13 protein-coding genes and 1 tRNA gene are annotated in these 17397 nt (G+C 64.3%); 3 read left to right on the top strand and 11 right to left on the bottom strand.

Going from position 1 to position 17397, the window contains the following annotated elements; all coding sequences use genetic code 11:
• Nucleotides 1-63: 63 nt before the first annotated feature.
• The 7 genes from ACZ46S_RS17725 to ACZ46S_RS17695 all read right to left on the bottom strand — a co-directional run bounded on the left by ACZ46S_RS17725 (nucleotide 64) and on the right by ACZ46S_RS17695 (nucleotide 8377).
• Nucleotides 64-954: a class I SAM-dependent methyltransferase gene (locus ACZ46S_RS17725; protein ID WP_464062804.1), complete on the bottom strand. Its 891-nt coding sequence runs from the start codon at nucleotides 952-954 to the stop codon at nucleotides 64-66.
• Nucleotides 955-1857 carry a DMT family transporter gene (locus ACZ46S_RS17720; RefSeq protein WP_295745024.1) on the bottom strand — a complete coding sequence of 301 codons (903 nt, stop codon included), beginning with the start codon at nucleotides 1855-1857 and terminating at the stop codon, nucleotides 955-957. It lies immediately after the preceding gene.
• Nucleotides 1858-2110: 253 nt separating this feature from the next.
• Entirely contained in the window at nucleotides 2111-3304 is a 1194-nt protein-coding gene (locus ACZ46S_RS17715; RefSeq protein WP_464062803.1) for a phosphoglycerate kinase, read from the bottom strand.
• A gap of 8 nt (nucleotides 3305-3312) precedes the next feature.
• The gene (gene gap, locus ACZ46S_RS17710; RefSeq protein ID WP_464062802.1) at nucleotides 3313-4326 is read right to left on the bottom strand and encodes a type I glyceraldehyde-3-phosphate dehydrogenase; all 1014 of its coding nucleotides are present in this window, start codon (nucleotides 4324-4326) and stop codon (nucleotides 3313-3315) included.
• 2 nt (nucleotides 4327-4328) lie between these two features.
• On the bottom strand, nucleotides 4329-6365 hold the full coding sequence (gene tkt, locus ACZ46S_RS17705) for a transketolase (protein ID WP_464062801.1): 2037 nt from the start codon (nucleotides 6363-6365) through the stop codon (nucleotides 4329-4331).
• A gap of 147 nt (nucleotides 6366-6512) precedes the next feature.
• A complete protein-coding gene (locus ACZ46S_RS17700) occupies nucleotides 6513-6920 on the bottom strand; it encodes a group II truncated hemoglobin (RefSeq protein ID WP_295745017.1) in 408 nt (135 codons plus the stop codon).
• A gap of 131 nt (nucleotides 6921-7051) precedes the next feature.
• Complete coding sequence (locus tag ACZ46S_RS17695; RefSeq protein WP_051060135.1) at nucleotides 7052-8377, bottom strand: ammonium transporter; 1326 nt, start codon at nucleotides 8375-8377, stop codon at nucleotides 7052-7054.
• A 336-nt stretch (nucleotides 8378-8713) separates the two neighbouring features.
• Between ACZ46S_RS17695 and ACZ46S_RS17690 the strand changes: the two genes are divergently transcribed.
• Both ACZ46S_RS17690 and ACZ46S_RS17685 read left to right on the top strand, forming a co-directional pair.
• Nucleotides 8714-9895: a UbiH/UbiF/VisC/COQ6 family ubiquinone biosynthesis hydroxylase gene (locus ACZ46S_RS17690; protein ID WP_464062800.1), complete on the top strand. Its 1182-nt coding sequence runs from the start codon at nucleotides 8714-8716 to the stop codon at nucleotides 9893-9895.
• 202 nt (nucleotides 9896-10097) lie between these two features.
• Nucleotides 10098-11882: a monovalent cation:proton antiporter-2 (CPA2) family protein gene (locus ACZ46S_RS17685; protein WP_464062799.1), complete on the top strand. Its 1785-nt coding sequence runs from the start codon at nucleotides 10098-10100 to the stop codon at nucleotides 11880-11882.
• Here ACZ46S_RS17685 and ACZ46S_RS17680 read toward each other — a convergent pair whose 3' ends face one another.
• Nucleotides 11883-13718 carry a transglycosylase domain-containing protein gene (locus ACZ46S_RS17680; RefSeq protein ID WP_464062798.1) on the bottom strand — a complete coding sequence of 612 codons (1836 nt, stop codon included), beginning with the start codon at nucleotides 13716-13718 and terminating at the stop codon, nucleotides 11883-11885.
• An 82-nt stretch (nucleotides 13719-13800) separates the two neighbouring features.
• Here ACZ46S_RS17680 and ACZ46S_RS17675 point away from each other — a divergent pair.
• A tRNA-Leu gene (locus tag ACZ46S_RS17675) sits at nucleotides 13801-13887 on the top strand.
• Between the two features lie 41 nt (nucleotides 13888-13928).
• On the opposite strand, the gene ACZ46S_RS17670 is transcribed toward ACZ46S_RS17675, so the two are convergent.
• From ACZ46S_RS17670 to ACZ46S_RS17660, 3 genes are read right to left on the bottom strand one after another with little or no spacing between them, the layout of a single operon-like run.
• The gene (locus tag ACZ46S_RS17670) at nucleotides 13929-15731 is read right to left on the bottom strand and encodes a TadE/TadG family type IV pilus assembly protein (protein ID WP_464062797.1); all 1803 of its coding nucleotides are present in this window, start codon (nucleotides 15729-15731) and stop codon (nucleotides 13929-13931) included.
• On the bottom strand, nucleotides 15728-16696 hold the full coding sequence (locus ACZ46S_RS17665; protein WP_464062796.1) for a TadE/TadG family type IV pilus assembly protein: 969 nt from the start codon (nucleotides 16694-16696) through the stop codon (nucleotides 15728-15730). The genes ACZ46S_RS17670 and ACZ46S_RS17665 overlap by 4 nt, the downstream gene beginning before the upstream one ends.
• Nucleotides 16690-17391, bottom strand: a complete 702-nt coding sequence (locus ACZ46S_RS17660) for a TadE/TadG family type IV pilus assembly protein (RefSeq protein WP_464064305.1) — start codon at nucleotides 17389-17391, stop codon at nucleotides 16690-16692. Before ACZ46S_RS17660 ends, ACZ46S_RS17665 begins: the two co-directional genes overlap by 7 nt.
• Between the last annotated feature and the right edge of the window lie 6 nt (nucleotides 17392-17397).

Below are 17397 nucleotides of genomic sequence, written 5' to 3'. Positions count from 1 at the left end.
TGTGGGGTGGACTACGCTAGCTGGGCAGCGCGCCCGGAAATCCAACCCCAGGTGACGCCTTCCTCATCTGGCCGCCAGAAACGGCTTCTGGCCGGAGAGATAGATCATCCGCCGTGGCTGCGCGCCGCCGCCCGCCTCGATCACCGGGCGCAGGGCCGCTTCCAGCGTCGCGGCCTCCTCGGGGCTGTAATCGCGCGCCAGGATTTCCGCCAGGCAAGGGGCGAGCGGATGCGGCGAGGTGTGCAGAAAGGCCGTCCAGTCCCGCGGCGGGGCCGGTTCGATATCGATGTGCAATTCCAGATGCAGCGGGGAGAAGCCCGCCATATGGGCGATCCGCAGCAGATCGCGTTCATCGTAATTGGTCAGCTCGTTGGCGGCGATCGCCTCGGCGCTATCCGGAAATTGCGCCGCCTTCCAGCGATGCAGCAGCGCCAGGGACGGCTCTGGCGTGGCCTCAAGCCGGGCGCGCATGGCGGCGGCGGCCAACGCTTCCTCGCGGAACAGCGGCTCGGCGATGGAAAACCAGCCGCCGGGCTTCAGCACCCGGAAGATCGCCGCGAAGGCGGCCGGCTTGTCGGCTTCATAGGCCAGAGCGGAGCGGGCGGTGACGGCATCCTGGCTGGCATCCGCCACCCCCGCCAGGCTGGCCGCCGGCATCTGCAGAAACTGGCAGCCTGTGTAGCCCTGCGCCGCCGCGCGCGCCTGGCAGACCTCCAACAAGGCGGCCGAGACATCCGTGAAACTGACCTCCAGCGCCGGCTCGCGGGCCAGAGCGGTGAAGCCGACCAGCCCTTCGCCGCAACCAATATCCAGCAGCTTCATGCCCGGTCGCAGCGTCAGCGCCGCCAGCAGCCTGTCGGCGAAGCCCTGGGTCTGCGCGTCGATCCGGGCGCGGGCCGCGGCATCGCCGCCATCGCGCCCCGTGGCCAGCCAGCGCGACCAGCCATCCTGCATCTAGCGGCGCCTCTGCGCGATATAGACCGAGCTCAGGATCATCACCCCGCCGGCCAGCTCCGCCAGGGTCAAAGGCTCGGCCAGCAGCAGCCGGCCGCCCAGGGCGCTGAACACCGGCAGCAGATAGAGAAACCAGCTCGCCGTCTGCGCGCCCAGCTCCGCCACGCCCTTGTTCCAGGCGATCAGCGCCACCACCGAGCCGCCAATCGCCAGCCCGAGGGCAAAGGCCCAGTCCCAGCCGGTCAGCAGATGTACCATCGCCGGCAGCCCGGCGCCGCCGAGCAGCAGCAGCGGCATGGTGCCGAGGAACATCGTCACCGCCGAGCATTGCAGGGCGCCGTGTTTCTTGATCAGCGGCGGGATCAGCACGCAATAGACCGCCCAGCCGCTGGCCGCCCCCAGCAGCATTAGAATGCCGCCCACCGAACCCTCGGCCGGGCCGGAGGAGGCGGCCAGCAAGGCGATGCCCGCCGCCCCCAGCAGCGCGGCGAAGATGGTCCGCATGCCAGGCGCACGCCGGGCGATCAGACAGCCGAGCAGCAGGATCATCAGCGTCTCGGTGGAATTCAACAGCCCGGCCATGCCGGCGGAGACGCTGCGCGCCGCCACGCCGGCGAGCAGATTATAGATCGAGACGCCGGCGAAGCCGCACACGGCCCCGCGCAGCCAGTCGCGCCCGCTCCAGGATCGCAGCGCGACGATCACGCCGGGGGTGAAGCAGAACGCGGCGATGGCGTAGCGCAGCGCCATATAGGAAGCGGCGGGGAAGCCGAGATGGGTCGGCCCGATGAAATAGCGATTGCCGATGGGCGCGAAGCCCCACAGCGCCACCGAGGCGAGCAGCAGCAGAAAGCCCCGCGCGCGCGGGGCCTGAAGCGACGGGGAGAGGGCCGACTGGCTCATGCGAGACGCCTGAATGGACAAGAGTGGGAGGGCTTTTGTCCAACGCGGCGGACACAGCCTGGGTAGGAAGATCGCGCCGCGCTGTCCATAAGCGCCGCGCGAAGGGCAATCATGCACAAAAGCTTGACCGCAACAAAAAACGTTCGGGGAGTGGCAAAGTTATTGCCACCCCCGAACGTTTATGGGGGCTTTTTGAAAAAAGCCCCCATACCCCCAAAAACTTTTGCAATTTAGAAAGGGATTTTTAACAATCTCAGCCGAGGTTGGAAAACCCCTTGCTCAACGCTTCCACGCCCGGCAGGATCTTGCCCTCCATCCATTCCAGGAAGGCCCCGCCAGCCGAGGACAGATAGGTGAGGTCGTGATGCACGCCCGCCAGCTTCAGCGCGGAGACGGTATCGCCACCACCACCCACCGAGATCACCTTGCCCTCCTTGGTCGCCTGCGCGATGGCCGCGGCCAGGGTGTTGGTGCCATGGTCGAACGGCTTGGTCTCGAAGGCGCCGAGCGGGCCGTTCCAGATGATGGTCTTGATCTGCGGCAGCCGGTGGATGAAGGCCTCCACCGTGGCCGGGCCGACATCCAGCGCCATCATATCGGCGGGAATGGCGTCGATGCTCACCACCTGGGTCGGCGCGTTGGCGGCGAAATTCTGCGCCACCACCACATCCTTCGGCAGGAAGATCTCGCAGCCCTTGGCGGCGGCGGCCTTCATGATCTCCAGAGCGGTGTTGTGCAGATCCTTCTCCTGCAGCGATTTGCCGACATCATGGCCCTGCGCCGCCAGGAACGTGTTGGCCATGGCGCCGCCAATCACCAGAATATCCACCTTGGCGACCAGATTGTTCAAAAGATCGAGCTTGGTGGAGACCTTGGAGCCGGCGACGATGGCGGCCACAGGGCGCTGCGGGTTGCCGAGAGCGGCTTCCAGCGCGTGCAGCTCCGCCTGCATCAGCCGCCCCGCGAAGGAGGGCAGATGCCGGGCCACGCCCTCGGTGGAGGCATGGGCGCGATGCGCGGCGGAGAAGGCGTCGTTCACATAAATGTCGCCCAGCTTCGCCAGGGCTTCCGAGAACGCCGCGTCGTTTTTCTCCTCGCCGGCATGGAAGCGGGTATTTTCCAGCACCAGCACGTCGCCATTCTTCAGCTTGGCCACCGCCGCCTCGGCCACCGGGCCGATGCAATCCTCGGCAAAGGCGACGGGCTTATCCAGCACCCGGCCCAGCGCCTCGGCGATCGGCTTCAGCGACATTTCCGGCACCACCTTGCCTTTCGGCCGGTCGAAATGGCTGAGCACGATCACCTTCGCGCCCTTCTCGGCGAGTTCCTTGATGGTGGGCACGAGACGCTCAAGCCGCGTCGCGTCGGCGACCTTGCCGTTCTGCATCGGCACGTTCAGGTCGGCGCGGAGCAGCACACGCTGCCCCGCAACTTTGGCGTTATCCAAGGTCTGGCTCACAGCGCGCCGAAATAGGCGGCGGTGTCGGACATGCGGTTGGAGAAGCCCCACTCATTGTCGTACCAGGAGAGTACGCGGGTCAGGCCGCCATCGACGACCGTGGTCTGCGGCGCATCGAAGGTGGAGGAGGCCGGAACATGGTTGAAGTCGGCACTCACCAGCTTGTCGGTGGAGTAGCCGAGAATGCCCTTCAGCTCGCCCTCGGAGGCCTTTTTCATGGCGGCGTTGATCTCTTCCACGGAGCCTTGCTTCTTCAGCACGACATCCAGCGAGATCAACGACACGTTCGGGGTCGGCACGCGGATGGCGGTGCCGTCCAGCTTGCCCTTCAGCTCCGGCAGCACCAGCCCGACGGCCTTGGCGGCACCGGTGGAGGTCGGGATCATGGACAGAGCGGCGGCGCGGGCGCGGTGCAGATCCTTGTGCAGCGTATCCACGGTCTTCTGGTCACCCGTGTAGGAATGAATGGTGACCATATAGCCGCGCTCGATACCGAAATTCTCGTGCAGCACCTTGGCGACCGGCGCCAGGCAGTTGGTGGTGCAGGAGGCGTTGGAGATGACCTGCATCTCCTTGGTCAGCGATTTATGGTTCACGCCGAAGACGATGGTGGCATCCACCCCGTCCGCCGGGGCGGAGACGACGACCTTGCGGGCCCCGGCGGCCAGCAGCTGGGCGGCGGCTTCGCGCTTGGTGAACAGGCCGGTGCACTCCATCGCCACATCCACACCCTGCAAGGGCACCTTGGACGGGTCGCGCTCGGCGGTCACCTTGATCGGCGCGTAGGTGCGGCCGTTATGGGTGATGACCAGGCTGTCGCCCTGCACCTCGACGGTGCCGGGGAAGCGGCCATGCACGGAGTCGTAACGGAACATGTGGGCGTTATCGGCGACGGAGCCGAGATCGTTGATCAGCACCGGCTCCACATCGGTGCGCCCGCTCTCGATGAGCGCGCGCAGCACCAGACGGCCAATGCGGCCGAAGCCGTTAATCGCGATTTTTACAGCCACGTTCAGTTTCCTTCTTTCTTAACGGCGGCCACGATTGCCGCTTCCGTTATGCCGAAATGCTCGTACAGGATTTCCGCCGGGGCGCTAGCGCCGAAGCCGGTCATGCCGATGAAAATTCCGTCAGAGCCGAGCCAGCGCTCCCAGCCGAAGCCGCTTGCCGCTTCCACGCCGATGCGCGGGGCATCGCCCAGCACCTCTTTCTGGTACTCGGCACTTTGCTGGGCGAAGAGCTCGAAGCAGGGGGCGGAGACCACCGCGACCTCGATGCCCTGCGCCGCCAGCGTCTTCTTCGCGGCGATGGCGAGCGAGACTTCGGTGCCGGTGGCAATGATGGTGGCGGCGCGCTTGCCATTGGCCTCGGCGATCACATAGGCGCCGCGCGCCGTCTTGTTGCCGTTGGCGGCGTCGCGGATGGCGGGCACGGCCTGGCGGGAGAGCACCAGCAGGCTCGGGCCCTTGGCGTTCTTGATGGCGATTTCCCAGGCCTCGGCGGTCTCGATCGCATCGGCCGGGCGCAGCACCAGCAGGTTCGGCATGGCGCGCAGCGAGGCCAGATGCTCGATCGGCTGATGGGTTGGGCCGTCCTCGCCCAGCCCGATGGAATCATGCGTCAGCACATGGATGGCGCGGGTATGCATCAGCGCCGCGAGGCGGATGGCCGGGCGCATATAGTCGGAGAAGACGAAGAAGGTGCCGCCATAGGGGATCAGCCCGCCATGCAAAGCGATGCCGTTCATCGCCGCCGCCATGCCGAATTCGCGGATACCGTAATAGATATAGCGGCCGCCATATTCGCCGGGCAGCACATCGCCCATGCCCTTGATCAGGGTCAGGTTGGAGCCGGTGAGATCGGCGGAGCCGCCGACCAGCTCGGGCAGCGCGCCCACCAGCACTTCCAGCGCCTTCTGGCTGGATTGGCGGGTGGCGAGCTTGGGCTTGCTTTCGGCCAGGCTGGCCTTGTAGGCGCTCATCGCCTCGGCCCAGCCCTCGGGCAGCTTGCCGGCCATCACGCGCTCGAACTCGGCGCGCATCGGGTGCTTGGCCAGGCGCTTCAGCCAGGCGCGGCGGGCGGCACCACCACGCGCCCCGGCCTCGCGCCAGGGGGTATAGATCTCCTCAGGCACGACGAAGGGCAGATGGTTCCAGCCCAGCGCCTTCTTCGCCCCTTCCGCCTCGGCCCCGCCGAGGGCAGAGCCATGCACGCCGGCGGTGCCGGCCTTGGTCGGGGCGCCGAAGCCGATGATGGTCTTGCAGGCGATGATGGTCGGTTTCGAGGATTTCTGCGCGAAGGCCAGGGCCGCCGTCAGCTCCTCGACATTATGGCCATCGATGCGTTTGGTCGCCCAGCCATAGGCGCTAAAGCGCTTCAGCGTGTCCTCGGAGGTGGACATGCTGGTGGCGCCGTCGATGGAGATGGAATTATCGTCCCACAGCACGGTCAGCTTGTTCAGCTTCAGATGCCCGGCCAGCGCCGCGGCCTCGTGCGAGACGCCTTCCTGCAGGCAGCCATCGCCGGCGATCACCCAGGTGCGGTGATCGACCAGGGATTTGCCGAATTTCGCGGCCAGCATGCGCTCCGCCAGCGCCATGCCGACCGAGGTGGCAAAGCCCTGGCCGAGCGGGCCGGTGGTCATCTCAATGCCCGGATGCTCGCCATATTCCGGATGGCCGGCGGCGGGGGAATGCAGCTGGCGGAAGCTTTTGAGCTGCTCGATGCCCATGCCCTCATGGCCGGTGAGGTGCAGCAGCGCGTAGAGCAGCATCGAGCCATGACCGGCGGAGAGCACGAAACGGTCGCGGTCGAACCAGTCCGGCGCGGCGGCGTCGAATTTCAGGAATTTGCGGTAGAGGGCGGTGGCGGCGTCGGCCATGCCCATCGGCATGCCGGGATGGCCGGATTTGGCGGCTTCCACGGCGTCGATCGCCAGCGCACGGATGGCATTGGCCATCGCCCGGTCCTCGCCCGGCTCCTGCGCCAGCAGCGCCGCCTGGCGGGCCAGCGCCGCCTCGTTGCCCGAATTACCCGCAATGCTCGCCATACTCTGCCAATCCTCGATGATCGGCGCGTGCATAATACTTCACGTCCCCGGCAGCAACCCGGCGAGGGACGGGAAGAATAACGCGCCTGTTCCCAAACCGCCGGCCCTCGGCCCTGGGTCAGAGGGTCGATCAGCGCGGCATGGCGGTTACGCGCGCCGGGCCTGCGCCATGCGGAGCATGCCATCGGCCAGACGGGCGAACGCCTCGGCCATTTTCGCCCGCAGGGCGGTGTCGGTCAACCGCGCCGCCAGCGCCTCGTCCATCGCCGCCAGCCATTGCCGCGCGGTCTCCGGGGTGATGCCCATCGGCGCGTGCCGGCTCATCAGGCAGAAGCCGCCGCGATCGGCCAGCCAGTCGCGCGGGCCGCCGAGCCAGAGGGTGAGAAAACCGATGAAATCCTCGCAGACCGGCCCCAGATCCGGCGCATGCATGTCGCGCAGGGGCTTGTAGGCGGGGTTGGTCTCCATCACCGCGTAGAAATGCTCGACCAGGGCGCGCACCCCAGCAGCGCCCCCGGCACGGTGATAATAATCAAGCTCTGTTGCCTCGCTCATGCCCTGCCCCGCCAAAAGCACGGTGAGAGCAAATAAAATCCGCCTCTCCCTTGATCCAGATCATCGCGGGCAAAGAAAAACCCTCCCGGCTGGCGCCGGGAGGGCTGTTTTACGCGGTCATCCGAGACGGATCAGCCGTGCTGGATCACTTCGCCATGCTGGGTGATGTCCAGACCCTCGATCTCGTCCTCCTTGGAGACGCGCAGACCCATGGTCAGGTCGATCAGCTTCAGGATGATGTAGGAGATGACGGCATCGTAGACGATGGTGACGATGATGCCCTCGGCCTGGATCAGGATCTGCTTCGGGTTGCCGTCGATCAGGCCGGAATGGCCGGTGCCGCCGACAGCCGCCACCGCGAAGACGCCGGTGAGCAGCGCGCCGAGGATGCCGCCGAGACCATGCACGCCCCAGACATCCAGCGCGTCGTCATAGCCGAACATGTTCTTGAAGCCGGTGACGCCCCAGAAGCAGACCACGCCAGCCGCCAGGCCGATGACCAGCGCGCCGCCGACCGGCACGAAGCCGCAGGCCGGGGTGATGGCGACGAGGCCGGCGACCGCGCCGGAGATGGCGCCCAGCAGGCTCGGCTTGCCCTTGACCATCCATTCCACGATGACCCAGGAGAGCACGGCGGCGGCGGTGGCGAGCTGGGTGTTGATCGCGGCCATGCCAGCCTGACCGCCAGCGGTGAGCGCGGAGCCGGCATTGAAGCCGAACCAGCCCACCCACAGCAGGGCGGCGCCGACCATCGCATAACCCAGATTCGCCGGGGCCATGTTGTCGCGGCCATAGCCGGAGCGCTTGCCGACCATGATGGCGGCGATCAGGCCGGGAACGGCGCTGTCGATATGCACGACGGTGCCGCCGGCGAAGTCGAGCACGCCGAGATTGCCGAGGAAGCCGCCGGGGCCCCAGACCATGTGGGCGATCGGGCAATAGACCAGCAGCAGCCACACGCCGACGAAGACCATGGAGGAGGAGAATTTCAGGCGGTCAGCCGGGCCACCCAGCATCAGCGCCGGGGTGATGATGGCGAAGGTGCACTGGAAGAACGCGAACACGGTCTCCGGAATGGTGCCGGAGAGGCCGTTGAGGCCGGTGCCCTGCAGCATCACGCGGGAGAAGCCGCCAAACACGCCGGCAAGCGGGCCGGAGCCGGCGGTGAAGGCCAGGCTGTAGCCGACGATGCACCACAGAACGGTGACCAGGGCGGTGGTGAAGAACATCTGCATCAGCATCGCCAGCATGTTCTTCTTGCGCAGCAGACCGGCATAATACAGCGCCAGGCCGGGGATGGTCATCATCAGCACGATGGCCGAAGAGGTCAGCATCCAGGCGGTGTCGCCCGAATTCAGGGTCGGGGTCGGAGCGGCCGTCTGCGCCAGGGCGGGGGCGCAGCCAAACGCTGCCAGGCCGAGGCCCGCGGGCACGCCCAAAAGAGATCTTTTCGTCATCAAGTCCTCGTTCCTCATGGCGCTACCTTGTGGCCTGGAGCCCAACAGGCCGGCAGCGCGTGATCATGACAGCTCAGTGCGATAGGCAAATCAATGCTGAGCAAGGAGCGTGCCAGAGCGGGCGGCGCGGATGCGGGGCCAGGGGGCCGGGCAATTCATGGCGGCGGGCGGCGGAGAGGCAATTGAATGAAATGAGACTGCCTAATTTAGCGGCAATAATTTGTTCAAATTTTCTTCACTGCACGAAATGGATGAACGACAGGTTATATTGACTCCGCAATATTTCCGCCGGCGCCGCCGGTTTCCCGCCGCCGGATTTTCTGGCAAGATCGGGTCATGACGCAAACATGCGAGATCGCGGTCATTGGCGCCGGCCCGGTGGGCGGCACGCTGGCCCTGGCCTTGGCGGCGCGGGGCCGCAAGGTGTTACTGGTTGATACGGCCGATCTGAAACCGATGGAGCATCCGGATTTCGATGGCCGGGCCTATGCCATCGCCCAGGGCTGCCGGCCCTTGCTGCAGGAGGCCGGGCTGTGGGAGCGCCTGCCCTTCGCGCCCTGCCCAATCAAGGATATCGACGTGACGGACGGCAAGCCCGGCCGCGCCCCCTCGCCGCTGAAGCTGCATTTCGACCATCGCGCCGTGGGTGACGAACCGTTTGGCTGGATCATCGAGGCGCGCTCGGTGCGGGTGGCGCTGAATGCGGCGCTGGCGGAGTCCGAGGTGATCGTCCGCGCTCCGGCGCAGGCACGGGTGACCCGGCATGAGGATGGGGTGGAGATCAGCGTCGGCGATGAGCATTTCACCGCGCAGCTGGTGGTGGCGGCGGAGGGGCGGCAATCGCCGCTGCGCCAGCAGGCCGGGATCGGCGTGACAAGGCTGCCTTATCATCAGACGGCGGTGATCTTCGCGCTCGCCCATGAAAAGCCGCATAACAATGTGGCGCTGGAGCATTTCCTGCCGGGCGGGCCGTTCGCGGTGCTGCCGATGACCGGCACGGATGAGCATCCGAACGTCTCCGCCATCGTCTTCACCGAGAGCGATGCCAACGCCAAGCTGCTTTATGGCATGGAGGATGCGGCATTGCTGGCGCAGGTGCAGGCGCGGCTGGGCGACCGGCTGGGGGCGCTGCGCCCGGCCGGGCGGCGCTGGCTCTATCCGCTCTATGCGATGTATGCCTCGCGCTATTACGATACGAGGCTGGCTTTGGTGGGGGATGCGGCGCATGGCGTGCACCCGATCGCCGGCCAGGGGCTCAATCTCGGCCTGCGCGATGCGGCGGCGCTGCTGGAGCTGGCGGCGCCAGCGCAGGATCCGGGCGCGGCATCGGTGCTGCGCGCCTATCAGGCGAAGCAGCGGCCGGTGAATATGGCGATGCTGCTGGGCATGGATGCGCTGGACCGGCTGTTCTCGACCAATTTCCCGCCGGTGCGGCTGGCGCGCGACCTTGGCCTAGCGGCGGTGGAGCGGCTGCCGCGGCTGAAGCAGCGCTTCATGCTGGCGGCGATGGGGCGCTGATTTAAAACTTTCTTAGTTTCAAAAGTTTTTGGGTGCAGCCCTTTTTTCAAAAAGGGCTGCAAAACGCCTGGGGTGTTGGCAATGTAGGTGCGACCACCCCGAACGTTTTTGCGACCCTTTTTTGAAAAAAAGGGTCGCCCCCAAAAAACTTTTACAAATTTGTTCAAGGCTTTATCCGGCGAATTCCGTTAAGACGTTCAGCATGTTCACAACCCTGCTGATCCTGCTCGCCGCCATCGTCCTCGCCGTGCCGCTCTCGCGCTATGCGGGGCTGGGCTCCATTCTCGGCTATCTCGCCGCCGGCGTCATCATCGGCCCCTCGGTGCTGGGCCTCGTCTATAACGTCGATCAGATCAGCAATGTCTCCGAGCTCGGCGTGACCATGCTGCTCTTCCTGATCGGGCTGGAGCTGCGCCCGCACCGGCTCTGGGTGCTGCGCAAGGCGGTGTTCGGGCTGGGTGCCGCGCAGATGCTGCCGACCTCCGCCGTGCTGGCCGGGGCGGCAATGGCCTTTGGCGTGCCGGCGCTGGATGCGCTGGTGCTGGGCATCGGGCTGGCGCTCTCCTCCACCGCCATCGCCCTGCCCTTGCTCTCCGAGCGTAATCTGCTGCCCACCATTCCCGGCCGCGACGCCTTCGCGGTGCTGCTGTTCCAGGACATGGCGGCGATTCCGGTGCTGGCGCTGCTGCCGATATTGGCCGGCGGCGGCTCGGCGCATTTTTCCTGGGTCGCGGTGGCGCGCGGGGCGGCGGTGGTGGCGGGGATTCTCGCCGGTGGCTATCTGCTGGTGCCCTATCTGTTCAAAATGGTCGCCTCCGCCAAGGTGCCGGAAGTGTTCACCGCCACCGCGCTGCTGCTGGTGGTGGGCACCGCCGCGCTGGCGGAATGGGCCGGGCTTTCGGCCTCGCTGGGCGCGTTTCTGGCCGGCGTCGTGGTCTCGGATTCGGATTACCGGCATGAGTTGCAGGCGGATGTGGAGCCGTTCGAGGGGCTGCTGCTGGGGTTCTTCTTCATGTCCGTCGGCATGTCGGCCGATCTCGGGCTGTTGCTGCACAAGCCGCTGGAGATTGCCGGGCTGGTGATCGGCCTGGTGGCGGTGAAAACCGGCATCGGCTACGGCGTTTCCTATCTGCGCCGGGGCATCAAAGGGGCGGCGCTGCGCTTTGCCACCGTGCTGCCGGAGGGCAGTGAGTTCGGTTTCGTGCTGTTCGCCGCCGCGGTGGCGCAGGGCACGCTGGCGAAGGAGCTGGCGGCGGAGGCCAATCTGGTCATCGCGCTCTCGATGCTGGCGGCGCCGATTCTGTTCACCCTCTCCGAGCGCTTCGTGCAGCCGAAGCTGGAGGCCAAGAAGGCCCGGCCCTACGACAAGCTGGAGGACATGCAGGCCTCGCCGGTGATCATTTGCGGCTTTGGCCGGGTGGGGCAGATTATCGGGCGCGTGCTGGCGATGCAGAAGATCCGCTACACCGCTTTGGATCGCAGCTCGACCCAGGTGGATTTCGTGCGCCGCTTCGGGGTGCGGGTATTCTATGGCGACCCGACGCGCGAGGAGGTGATGCGCGCCGCCGGGGCGGAGAGCGCGAAAGTGCTGGTGATCGCGCTGGACGATATGGAGGCCAGCGTGCGGGTGGCGGAAATGGTGCGGCGGAAATTCCCGCAGCTGCAGGTCGTCGCCCGGGCGCGCAACCGCAACCATGTGCATGCGCTGATGGGCGCCGGGGTGGACCATTTCGTGCGTGAGACGTTCTTCTCCTCGCTGCAGCTGACCGAGATTGTGCTGGAGGCGCTGGATGTGCCGGAGTCGCAGGCGAAACGCGCGATCGAGCTGTTCCGGCGGCATGACGACCAGATTCTGCACGAGACCTACGCCTATGGGAATGACGAGGGACGGCTGATCCAGACCGCGCAGGAGGCGGCGAAGGAGTTGCAGGATCTGTTCGAGACCGACCAGAGCGACATGGAGGACGGCGAAGGCAAGCCAGCGTGACTACAACGCGCCGGCGACTTCCTTGAAAATCTCCGCCGGCAGCGTGCCGCCATAGAGCTTCTCCGCCGGGCTGTTATCGTCATTGCCGAGCCAGACGGCGATGATATCGCCCTTGGCGTAGCCGACGAACCAGCCATCGCGGTAATCCTGGGTGGTGCCGGTTTTGCCCGCGGTATAGACGCCCGGAATGAAGGCGGCGCGCCCGGTGCCGGAAAGCACGACCTGGCGCATCATCCCCGCCACCGCCTGCGCATCGCCCGCCGGCACCACCGGCACCGGGGCTGCGATATGCGCCGGCGCGCCGTTGATGGCGGTGACACCATAAGGCGTGACACGCTCGCCGCCATTGAAAAATGTCGCATAGGCGCTGGCGAGTTGCAGCACCCCGACCGCCCCTGTGCCGAGCGCCATCGTCGCGTCCTTGGGGAAATGGTCATCCAGCCCGAGCGACCGCGCCACGGCGATGACGCGGCGCGGCCCGCCGGCGCGCATCAGGATGCGGATGGCCGCGGTGTTCATCGAATCCGCGAGCGCGGCGGTCAGACTGACCTCGCCGTGATAGGCTTCATCGTCATGCGGGCGGTAGCCATGGATGTTGAGCGGGCCGTCCAGCACCGTGTCATCCGGCGACATGCCGGCCAGCAGCCCGGCCAGCCAGACCACCGGCTTGATCGCCGAGCCGGTCTGGCGGCGGGCGAGCACGGCGCGGTTATAGCCCTCCCGGTCCCCCACCCCGCCGACCAGGGCGCGCACCGCGCCGCTGCGCGCATCGAGCACGACGATGGCGCCCTGGGAGACGCGGTATTTGGCGCCTTGCGCGGCGATGGTGGAATCCAGCGCCGCCTGGGCGGCCGTCTGCACGCCCGCAAACATGGTGGTGGTGAAGGCGATGTCCTCGCCTTCGGGGATCGCATCGGCCTCGTGCTGCATGGTCCAGAGCGCGAACCAGGAGGTGCGCGAGATCGGCGAGGCGGCGTCCGCCAGCTGGGCGGCGGCGGCGTTCTCCTGTTCGGGCGAGATCGCGCCGGTGGCGACCATCGCGTCCAGCACCTGGGTGGCGCGGTTGGCGGCGGCCTGGGAATTGACCAGCGGGTTGAGGCTGGAGGGCGCTTTCGGCAGCCCGGCCAGGATGGCGGCCTGGGCGATGCTGAGCCGGCTGGCGGGCTCGTTGAAATAGAGCCGGGCGGCGGCGTCGATCCCGTAGGCGCCTTCGCCGAGATAGACGCGATTGAGATAGATGCCGAGGATCTCCTGGCGGCTGTAATGGTGCCAGAGCCAGAGTGCCAGCACCGCCTCCTGCACCTTGCGGCGCAGCGTGCGCTGGTTGCCGAGGAACAGGGTTTTCGCCACCTGCTGGGTCAGGGTCGAGCCGCCTTGCACCACCCGGCGATGGATGATGTCCGAGACCAGGGCGCGGAAAATGCCCATACCATCGAACGGGCCGTGCCTGGCGAAGCGCCGGTCCTCAATGGCGATGAAGGCGGCGGGGACGTAAGGCGGGAGGGCGGCGGGGAGCACGACCTGGCCGGAGACATCGCCGAACCGGGCGAGCAGATGGCCTTGCGGGTCGAGCAGGCGGATGGCGGGGCGGCGGGTCTGGGTGACGGCGATGGCCGGATTCGGCAGGTCCCAGGTGAACCAGAGCCCGACCAGGAAGCAGGCCAGCGCCCCCCAGATCGCCGAAATCACCAGGATGCGGGTGGCGGCCCAGCCATGCCGGGCGCGCCGGACAAGCTGCGGCGATGGCCGCAGCGCCGCCTTCAGCGCGGGCTTCGCGGGCGGCTTGGGGACCGGCTTGGGTGACGGCTTCGGCGGGGGCTTAGGCGGTCTGGGCATCCCGCCCCTGCTGCCAAGAGGAAGGGGGCGACGTCAACCACCGGGTTTGACCGCGCCGCCAGAACGGGTAAACAGGCGGCGTGCGGGCGTGGCGAAACTGGTAGACGCAACGGACTTAAAATCCGTTGGGAGCAATCCCGTGCCGGTTCGATTCCGGCCGTCCGTACCATGATTTGGCCATAAGGCTCCTCGCCAGCCCTCCCCGGCCAGTCAGTTCGTAATTCGCACAGCCGCACTCAGCGCCGAGTTGAGCATCGCGCTCATATCAGCCTGAATGTCAGCCGAATTATTTGCCTGCTTGAAGTCTTGCGGTGCGGAAGCGCAGGCCTCAAGCCCTTGCGCATTGGGTGGGAGGGCTGTCGAAGGCGTCATAACGGAGTTGCCGTTAATATCGGTCCCTTCATTCCAGTTGCGCTCGGTACCATTCGACAATGAGGGAAAATCGTCCTTGGTGTATTGATCAACGGGATTCCCCGTGCCGAAATAGAAGGTGTTCTGGGTTGTGGGATAAGTCACTTGCAGCACATAGACCGTGAAACCCAAATCCTTGAGCAAATAACAAACGCCGAGATCGCAAGGCGTGGGGCTTTGAATTTTTTCCGCGTTGATACCGGCCATTTCACCGATGACACGGCCGCATGAGCCGCCGGGCTGTGTGTCCTCCATGCCATCGGTAACAATGACGATATTACGCTCCGGGTAGCTGGGCTCAGTTCCCACCAGCGTCGGGTCTGTTGGAGGATTTGCCAGCGCATGCCCGGGCTGCGCGGTTTCATAAGAGTTCGTTGTCGTCTCTCCACAATAGAATTTTCCGCTGATCAGCTGCATTACAGCATTCGGAAAATCCGTATGGCCATAGTTCTGACCGTTATTGGACAACATAGGCACGGCAGTTTCCGAGGGATTCTTCGTGTAATCATCGTTATTGATCGTTGTCAGCGCCCCTGACAAATCAGACGTGGCCTCATACATGGCATCGCCATTGCCCTTATTGCCTTGCACAATGGGGCAGGCATTATCATTGAACTGGTAAATACCAGCCGTGAATTGCCCAGCCACTTGCTCGCTGGATTTCATAGAGGAGAGAATGGTCTCCAGTGATGAAAAGACCACATCTGTTTTCAATTTTACCCCTAACCTGCGGGCAATACCATAAAAATCCAGGAAATATCCGTTATTGTCCGTTTGGGTTGTTTCATGGCAGGCAAACGCGCAAGGCGCCATGGCTTGCCCATAGTTAAAAAATCCATTCATTCCCGGATTGCAATTCGCCGATGCGGTGGTGCCTGAATTGGTCGAATATAATTGATACCCAGAAATATTTTGAACCTGGTTCCAGTTCACAAAGGGAGTGGGCGTATCCTGATACACCCACATGCCGTTGGTGTCCGGATTGGACAATTCCCACGTCGGAACACAGACCGTATTGTCGTCCATGGTCTGCACATCGTTCGAATCGGCACTCACCAGCATGGAGCTGGACGTATCCATCAGGACCAGCAATTCGACATAGGAATATTGCGAATTCGCCGAAGATGTTCCGATAACGTACCAATTCTGTTGGTTATTGAATAAGGTTTTGAAAAAAGGCGGATAAACGCCCTTATAGTCCACGGTCGAGGTGAAGCCGGCGGGGTTACTGGCGGAAAGATTCTGGTTGGCCTGAACATTCACTGTCGGCGAGCCACCGGATGTATAGGCTGTCGGCAGGGATGCCAACTGAGCCGTGAACCATTTGCCGCCGGCCGCATCTCCGGCCGCCGTCGCAGCGCTGATCGCTGTACTGTTACTCGCCCCGCTGCTTAATTGGAGCGTATAGGTGGCGGTCGCCTCACGGATCGAATAGGTCGCGGCGGCGTCCCCGGCCAGGGCGAACTGGGCGCGGGCCTGGGCATAAAATGAATAATCAATCGCCAGCCCCACCATCATCACCAGGGGCAAAGCCGCAGCCGCCGTGATGAGTCCAAAAGCACCGCGCCGATCGCGCCAGAAGGAGCGGATGAATTTGATCATGGTGTTGATTCCGCCGGCGGGTTATCCAATGTGGTGTTAATGCAATAATCATTGATGCTACGCGGCACCCCGTCATTATAGCTAGTCGGGTTGCTGTTATCGAGGCTCTCGGCACTGATCGTGGTGAATTGCTGATAAAGCTGCTGATCTGAGCCGACTGTGGTCTTCACGCTACGCACCGGCCAATAGCCGTTCACCCAATAATCAAACGCGTAGGGGAAAAAATTAAAAAGCGGCGTATAGTGCAGATGCACATCGACCACGATGATCGGCGAAGGTGGCGCCGTGGTCGTGTTCACGCTGGTCCGCCCCAGATCCAAGGTGCGCAGATTGGTCAGATCGCTAGAGCTGCCGCTATTTGGCACGGTCTGGTTCAACGAACCCGGCCAAGAGGATGCCCGGGAGGGGATGGTCGCGATATTCGAACAAGAGCGTAGGGGAGCCGTCGCCACGATGATCGGCGTGGTCGTTGTGGTTTTGCTGCCTGGCGGCTTATAGCTAACGCTGCCGTTTTTTGAGGACGAGACTTGAAATGATCGGCCGCTATCCCCGCCGGTATAAACAACACTCCACACCACTACAGGGGTATAGCACGTGCTTCGCGCGCACGCGGCGGATTTATTGGTTGGCTGAAACGAGATTGAGGAAATCGTGACCGATTTCACACCATTTTGCTGCCCGTTGCGTAGCATCGGAATATCGCCCCATATCTCGGAGGCTGATTGCTGCACCTGGTCATAGGTCAACACCGTCGAACCGCTGGACTGAACGGAGGCGTTCGTCACCGATGCGGCGATGAAATGGGCGGCGCTGTAGACCTGCTGATAGACGATCAGCGCCCCGGAAAGCTCATAAACGCCATAAAACAGAATGATGAATAATGGCGCGACGAGAACCAGCTCCAACGCCGCGACCCCACGCCGGTCCCGCCACAATACCGCCTTGATGGCCCGGAAATTCAGCATGGCGAAGGCCGGTTCGCCAAGGGCGGGAAAGCTTCCGTCGTCAAGGCGGCCGTCGAGAAGATCGGCCGGACATAGCTACCCTTGTATTTCACGGGGCCCAGCAATCCGCCCAGAAAGCTCGGCGCGATGTAAACCGCCGACAATAGAACCATCGATTGCGACCCAGGGTTACAATACCCAGGAGTTGTGCTTGCGGAAGTATTTATCGTCGAGCATGGAGAGAGATTCGCGGCCGCGCCGTTGCCCTGACCATCCATGCTCCAGAAATCCCCAAGCTGAAGCGCCCCGCCAGCCACGGGCGCGCGGCCTACCGTCGCATCGTAAAAATCAAGGTTTTGGCAAGTGCCCGAGCTGAAGTTCATCTGCTCGATACGCACGTAGAGATTATGGCAATTCAACAGGCCGTGGGTCGCTGTCGGACAGAAATAATTCGACATGAAGCTTGCCGGCGAGGCGGTGTTTTGTGTTGTTCCAACCTGAACGTCCCGCGCCGCCGTTTGCAGTGAATCGTTCAAAACCACCTGCAAAAACTGATCATAGGAGATTTCAAAGACCGCCAGCAGGAGGACAAAAAATATCGGGGCGGTGAGGCCAAACTCCAGCGCGAATGAGCCGCGCGGGGTTTTTGCCAACGCCCATATCATCGATATCGACTGGGATAGCAGCACGCGTACGGCAGCAAGAAGCCTATCCACCAAGCA

This window comes from Acidocella aluminiidurans, from assembly GCF_055383125.1.
The sequence above is the reverse complement of the archived record's forward strand: the minus strand, read 5'-3'. Positions and strand labels throughout refer to the sequence as shown.